At 68.3% G+C, this 6,264-nt stretch carries 5 protein-coding genes; 2 read left to right on the forward strand and 3 right to left on the reverse strand.

All coding sequences use genetic code 11. The features are described 5' to 3' along the window. The first annotated feature begins 6 nt into the window (after positions 1 to 6). Both FPZ41_RS44025 and FPZ41_RS44030 read left to right on the forward strand, forming a co-directional pair. Positions 7 to 792, forward strand: coding sequence for an ABC transporter permease (locus FPZ41_RS44025; RefSeq protein ID WP_322621510.1), 786 nt, complete (start codon positions 7 to 9; stop codon positions 790 to 792). 277 nt (positions 793 to 1,069) lie between these two features. After that, positions 1,070 to 3,205, forward strand: coding sequence for a protein kinase domain-containing protein (locus FPZ41_RS44030; protein WP_228023420.1), 2,136 nt, complete (start codon positions 1,070 to 1,072; stop codon positions 3,203 to 3,205). A gap of 72 nt (positions 3,206 to 3,277) precedes the next feature. Here the strand turns inward: FPZ41_RS44030 and FPZ41_RS44035 are convergent, their stop codons facing one another. The 3 genes from FPZ41_RS44035 to FPZ41_RS44045 all read right to left on the reverse strand — a co-directional run. Next, a complete protein-coding gene (locus FPZ41_RS44035; protein ID WP_131568873.1) occupies positions 3,278 to 3,643 on the reverse strand; it encodes a PH domain-containing protein in 366 nt (121 codons plus the stop codon). Positions 3,644 to 3,722: 79 nt separating this feature from the next. Then, positions 3,723 to 5,441 (reverse strand): methionine--tRNA ligase, encoded by a 1,719-nt coding sequence (gene metG / locus FPZ41_RS44040; protein WP_152870230.1) that lies wholly within the window; start codon positions 5,439 to 5,441, stop codon positions 3,723 to 3,725. A gap of 178 nt (positions 5,442 to 5,619) precedes the next feature. Further along, on the reverse strand, positions 5,620 to 6,264 hold a 645-nt coding region (locus tag FPZ41_RS44045), incomplete at its 5' end, for a VWA domain-containing protein (protein ID WP_152870232.1).

Here is a 6,264-nt window from a genome sequence, read left to right on the forward strand (position 1 = left end):
ACCCGGATCTCTCTCGCCGTACGCGACTCCGCCACGATGCTGCGCCGCAATCTCCTGCACGCCCGGCGCTACCCGTCGCTCACCCTGAACCTGCTGCTCACCCCGATCATGCTGTTGCTGCTCTTCGTCTACATCTTCGGCGACACCATGAGCGCGGGCATCGGCGGCGGCTCAGGCGCGGACCGATCCGTGTACATCGCCTACATCGTCCCGGGGCTCCTGCTGATGACCATCGGCAGCACCACGATCGGCACCGCGGTCTCCGTCTCCAACGACATGACCGAGGGCATCATCGCGCGCTTCCGCACGATGGCGATCCACCGTGGCTCCGTGATCATCGGACATGTCATCGGCAGCGTGTTGCAGTCGATCATCAGCGTGGTCCTCGTCGGCGCCGTCGCCGTGGCCATCGGCTTCCGCTCCACCGATGCCACCGTCCTGGAGTGGCTCGCGGCGTTCGGACTGCTCGTGCTCTTCGCCACGGCGCTCACCTGGATCGCGGTCGGCATGGGCCTGGTCAGCCCGAACGTCGAGGCCGCCAGCAACAACGCGATGCCACTGATCCTGCTGCCGCTCCTGTCCAGCGCCTTCGTCCCCGTCGACGCGATGCCGGGCTGGTTCCAGCCGATCGCCGAGTACCAGCCGTTCACGCCCGCCATCGAGACCCTGCGCGGTCTGCTGCTCGGCACCGGGATCGGCAACAACGGATGGCTCGCCGTCGTCTGGTGCCTGGGCCTCGCGGTGCTCGGCTACTTCTGGTCGACCTCGAAGTTCAACGACGACCCGAAGTAACCGCCGTGACAACGCGGGCCACCACCCGCGACCCGCAACTCGTCCCACCCGAGGGCGGCGTATCCCGACACCCTGTCGGCGTACGCCGCCCTGTTCGTCCCTCCGGGACGGCCGAACACCCGCGGTTGTGCGCCCCGCCCCGTGATCGCACTGCGCCGACGACGGCGCGGAATGCGCTAGCGTCCGTGCAGCCCGCAGGAGCCGGGACCGTTGGCTGTCCCCACCCTCGATGCGTGGGGAAGGCCGGCCTGATCACCACGGAGTCGCAGGGGGGCCCTTGAGCTGGCAGGACGAGTACACGCCGCCGTACGTCGGGGAGTACCGCATCGAACGTCGCATCGGAGCAGGCGGCATGGGGGTCGTCTATCTGGCCGTGTCGCCGTCGGGCCGAAGAGTCGCCCTGAAGATCATCCGAGGGGAGTTCGTCGACGACACCGACTATCGCGCTCGCTTTCGGCTCGAGATCGATGCCGCGCGACAGGTCAGCGGGGCATTCACCGCCTCGGTTGTCGGTGCCGATCCCGATGGCGAGCCACCGTGGATGGCGACGCAGTACTTTGACGCCCCGACGCTTTCGGAACGCGTGCGCGAGACCGGCGCGTTCGACGAGGACGCCGTGTGGCAGCTGGGTCGCGGACTCGCCGAGGCTCTGCGCGACATCCACCGGGCCGGCCTGGTGCACCGCGACCTGAAGCCGAGCAATGTGCTGCTGACCGAGGACGGCCCCCGGGTCATCGACTTCGGCATTGCCCGGGTGCTGAAGGCCGAACCCCTGACGCGGACCGGCAAGGTCCTCGGCACCGTCTCCTTCATGGCCCCGGAACAGCTGAACACGCCGCGTGAAGTCGGGCCGGCGGCCGACGTGTTCGCGCTGGGTGGAGTCCTCGTGCATGCGGCGACGGGCCGGGGGCCGTTCGACGGTGACCCGGACGCCCCGCCCATCGCGGTCGCGATGAAGATCGTGCATGACGATCCAGACCTCGCGGGAGTCCCATCGGCCCTGCGTTCCGTCATCGAGAAATGCCTGCTCAAGGACCCCACCGGTCGCCCCTCCCCCACCGAACTGCTTGCCCTGCTCCAGGAGAAAGGCGCAGCGGAGGCAGGGCCGGAGAAACCCGCGGGGACGACGGTACCCGAGGGCCTCACGAACGGTCCCCGGCTGCGGCCCCGGACGCTCGCCTACCTTCTGACCGCCGTGACCACGATCGTGGTTGCCGTGGCGGTGCCGATGATGCAGGCGGACGACGCGGGAGGAGACCGTGGCGATGCCAAGGGCTCCGCCTCGCCCTCGGCCGGCGCCTCGTCGACACGGGCTGCTCCCGCCGTCGAAAAGGTGGCGGCCATGCGGCCTCGGGGGTGGGCCTTGTGGGAGAAGAAGCCGGCCGCCATCCCGGGACGTCAAGGGACTGACCTTCCCGGCTGCGCCGGTACAGGCGACATCCTTGTGTGCACGGAAACCGGTGTGCTGGCCGAGCGGATCGACGTGGCCTCGGGCCGGGTCATGTGGAGCGAGCGGAACGACGAGAACGCGTGGCCTGGGCCAGTCATGGGGTTCGCGGGAGAAACCGTCCTGGTCGGGGATCTGAGCCGGGAACAGCTCGTGGGCTTGGACGTGAAGACCGGCGACCGACTGTGGTCAGCCGAGTCGTCGGGGCTCCCCACCGCCATCGTGCAGAAGTCCACGGTCATCATGGTTTACCCGCATGTGGACGGAACCCGGATCGACCGCAGAAACGCACGGACGGGAAAGCTGGTCGCGTCCAGGACCTTTTCCGCCGACGAGGGATACGACGTCTTCGACGGCGGAGACGGCGCGCTGTACCTGTTGGGGTACGGGTCGGACGAGGGTTTCATCACGTCCGTCGCCGTCCTCGACGCCGCCACGCTGCGGACGAAGACGAAGGCCTTCGCCACTTTCGACGAGGACCCTGGCTCGCCGATCGCGGCCGACGGCGACACGGTGTCCTTCCTGCTGGACGGCAAGCACATCACCCGCGTCACCATCAGGGACCGAAGCGTGAAACGAATCCCGCTCCGGGAGGCCCCGGTGGGAACCGTCCGCGTGCAGGGCAACGCGCTCTATCTCAGCCGGACGGATGGCACGCTGGCCTCGTACGACCTGCGGACGGGCGGCCGGAACTGGGTCCTGGAGACGGAGGGAGAGGCCCCCGCCCGGCCGGTGTTCGCCGATGGTCGTCTGTTCAGCCTGGCTGGCGACGGACGGATCACCTGCGTCGACGCCGCGACGGGCAGGACCCTGTGGCGGAGCGCGGCGCGGCGCGATCCGAACACGAGCCTCGCCAGCCCTGCGAGCCCCACCAACGACCGCCCTGAACCCGCGGTACTGAACGGCGTGGTGTACGCGGGCTCCAGCACGGGGTCCGTTTTCGCGGTCGCCCCGCCCTCGGCTTGAGGGATCTTGAGGGATCTTGAGAGAACCGGGCCGCGCCTGACGGTGCGGCCCATGGTCGACCACGCGTGGCGGCTACCTCGCCACGAACTGAGTGAGGATCGCCTGGACCTCGTAGATGTCCACGCCCTTGGTAAAGGTCTTCTCGATCGGCTCGTGGGTGCCGGAGAGCCAGATCTTGAGCTCGGCGTCGAGGTCGAAGTGGCCGGCCGTCTCGACCGAGAAATGCGTGATGCTGCGGTAGGGGATGGAGTGGTACTCCACCTTCTTGCCGGTGAGGCCCTGCTTGTCGACCAGGATCAGGCGCCGGTCGGTGAACAGGATGGTGTCGCGGATGAGCAGGTACGCGGCGTGGATCTGCTCCCCGTGACCCAGCAGGCGTTCGTAGTCCTGCTGGGCCTTGCCAGGGTTGACGGTGTGCGCGTTTCCGAACAGTGCCATGTACCGGGGGACGCACACGGGGGTGTGCGGGGTTGCGCATGGACTGGTTGCGCATGGACTGATGGGGGACTGCTACGGGCTACTCCGCGGCCTCGCCGCCGAAGCGCTCCTTGTATGCCTCCAGGTCCTCGTCCGTGATCTTGGCGAACAGGACCGGCGGGACAGTGAACGGGGTGCCGGCCGGGACGGAGGTGAGGGCGCGGGCCTCGTCCGCCGTCACCCAGGTCGCCGTGTCGTCCTTCAGGTCGAACGCGGCGCGCATGGCCGCCGAGGACGTCGGGATGAACGGTTCGGAGACCACCGCGTAGAGGCGGATGAGGTTCATCGCCGTACGGAGAGTGAGGGCCGCGCCCTCCGGGTTGGTCTTGATCTCCAGCCAGGGGGCCTTCTCCTCCAGGTAGGAGTTGCCCGCCGACCACAGGGCGCGCAGCGCGGCCGCGGCCTTGCGGAACTGGATGGCCTCCATGTGCTCCTCGTACTCGGCGAGCAGGCGCGCGATCTCCTCGCCCAGCCTGGCCTCCGCCTCGCCCGGCTCCGCGCCCGCGGGGACCTCGTCGCCGAAGCGCTTGCGGGAGAAGGACAGGACGCGGTTGACGAAGTTGCCGAGGGTGTCCGCCAGGTCCTTGTTCACCGTGGCCGTGAAGTGCTCCCAGGTGAAGGACGAGTCGTCCGACTCGGGAGCATTCGCCATCATGAAGTAACGCCAGTAGTCGGCGGGGAGGATGTCGAGGGCGTCGTGCGTGAAGACGCCTCGCTTCTGCGAGGTGGAGAACTTGCCGCCGTAGTAGTTCAGCCAGTTGAAGGCCTTGATGACGTCGACCTTCTTCCACGGGGCGCGGGTGCCCAGCAGGGTCGCCGGGAACATCACGCTGTGGAACGGGACGTTGTCCTTGCCCATGAACTGCGTGTAGTGGACGTCGGCGTCCGACTCCCACCACCACGAGCGCCAGTCACGGTTGTCCGGGTCCTGGTCCGCCCACTCCTTCGTCGCGCCGATGTACTCGATCGGGGCGTCGAACCAGACGTAGAAGACCTTGCCCTCGGCGGCCAGGTCCGGCCAGGTGTCGGCCGGGACCGGCACGCCCCAGTCCAGGTCACGGGTGATCGCGCGGTCGTGCAGTCCCTCGGTCAGCCACTTGCGGGCGATGGAGGAGGCGAGGATCGGCCAGTTGTCGGCGCGCTCGTCGACCCAGGCCTCGACCTCGCCTGCCAGCGCCGACTGGAGCAGGAAGAGGTGCTTGGTCTCGCGGACCTCCAGGTCGCTGCTGCCGCTGATCGCCGAGCGAGGGTCGATCAGGTCGGTCGGGTCCAGGACGCGCGTGCAGTTCTCGCACTGGTCACCGCGGGCCTTGTCGTAGCCGCAGTGCGGGCAGGTGCCGATGATGTAGCGGTCGGGCAGGAAGCGGCCGTCCGCGTTCGAGTACACCTGGCGGATCGCCCGCTCCTCGATGAAGCCGTTCGCCTTCAGCTCGCGGGCGATCTCCTGCGTGATGCCGCGGTTCTGCGGGGACGAGCTGCGGCCGAAGTAGTCGAAGGCCAGGTTGAAGCCGTCGTAGACCGCCTTCTGCGCGTCGTGCGCCTGTGCGCAGAACTCGTCCACCGGGATGCCCTGCTCCTTGGCGGCCAGCTCGGCGGGGGTGCCGTGCTCGTCCGTGGCGCAGATGTAGAGGACGTCGTGGCCGCGCTGGCGGAGGTACCGGGAGTACACGTCCGCCGGGAGCATGGACCCCACCATGTTGCCCAGGTGCTTGATCCCGTTGATGTACGGAAGGGCGCTGGTGATGAGGTGTCGAGCCATCGCGGGCTGCTCCCATGTCGATACGTGGGGTGACGATCGTTTGTGTCGGGTCGGTCGTCTACGGAACCTTGAAATCGTAGCCGACATGGGTGGGCCGCCCGCTTCCCGTTTTAAGGGGTGGGAAGGGGCGGCCTGCCGTTGATCGATGTGATCGATGTGGGGCTTACGGCTTACGGGCTTACGGGCGCCAGTTCGCCAGTACGCCTTCGTAGAGCTCGTTGTCGGTCAGCTCGCGCGGGGTCTCGCCGGCCAGGAAGTGGGCCGTGTTGTCCGTCTTGAGCTTGCGGAGGTAGTCGAAGGCCTTGTTCTCCGGGTCACCGAAGGCGACGAAGGAGAAGAAGACGGCGGGGTGGTTCTTGGCCGCGCCCGTGAGGGACTGTGTGGCGGGGGTCTTCGCGTCCGGGGCACCGTCCGTCTGGAAGATCACGAGTGCGGGGTCCTCGGTGCCGGACCGCTCGTAGTGGGTGACGATCTCCTCGACGGCCGCGTGGTAGCTGGTACGGCCCATGCGGCCGAGGCCCGCGTGGAGGTCGTCGATCTTGTTCTCGTGCTCGTCGAGGGTGAGCTCGCCGGTGCCGTCGAGTTCCGTGGAGAAGAAGACGACGTGGACCGTGGCCTCGGGGTCGAGGTTCGCGGCGAGGGCGAGGGCCTGCTCGCCGAGGGCCTGGGCGGAGCCGTCCTTGTAGTACGGGCGCATCGAGGCGGAGCGGTCGAGGACGAGGTAGACCTTGGCGCGGGTGCCCGTGAGGTTCTGCTTCTGGAGGGTGGCCGCGGCGGCCTTGTAGGCGGTGGTGAGGGCGGGGGCGTGGGAGCGGATGTGGGT

Origin of the sequence: Streptomyces acidicola (assembly GCF_009377235.1) — a bacterium.
GTDB lineage: Bacteria > Actinomycetota > Actinomycetes > Streptomycetales > Streptomycetaceae > Streptomyces > Streptomyces acidicola.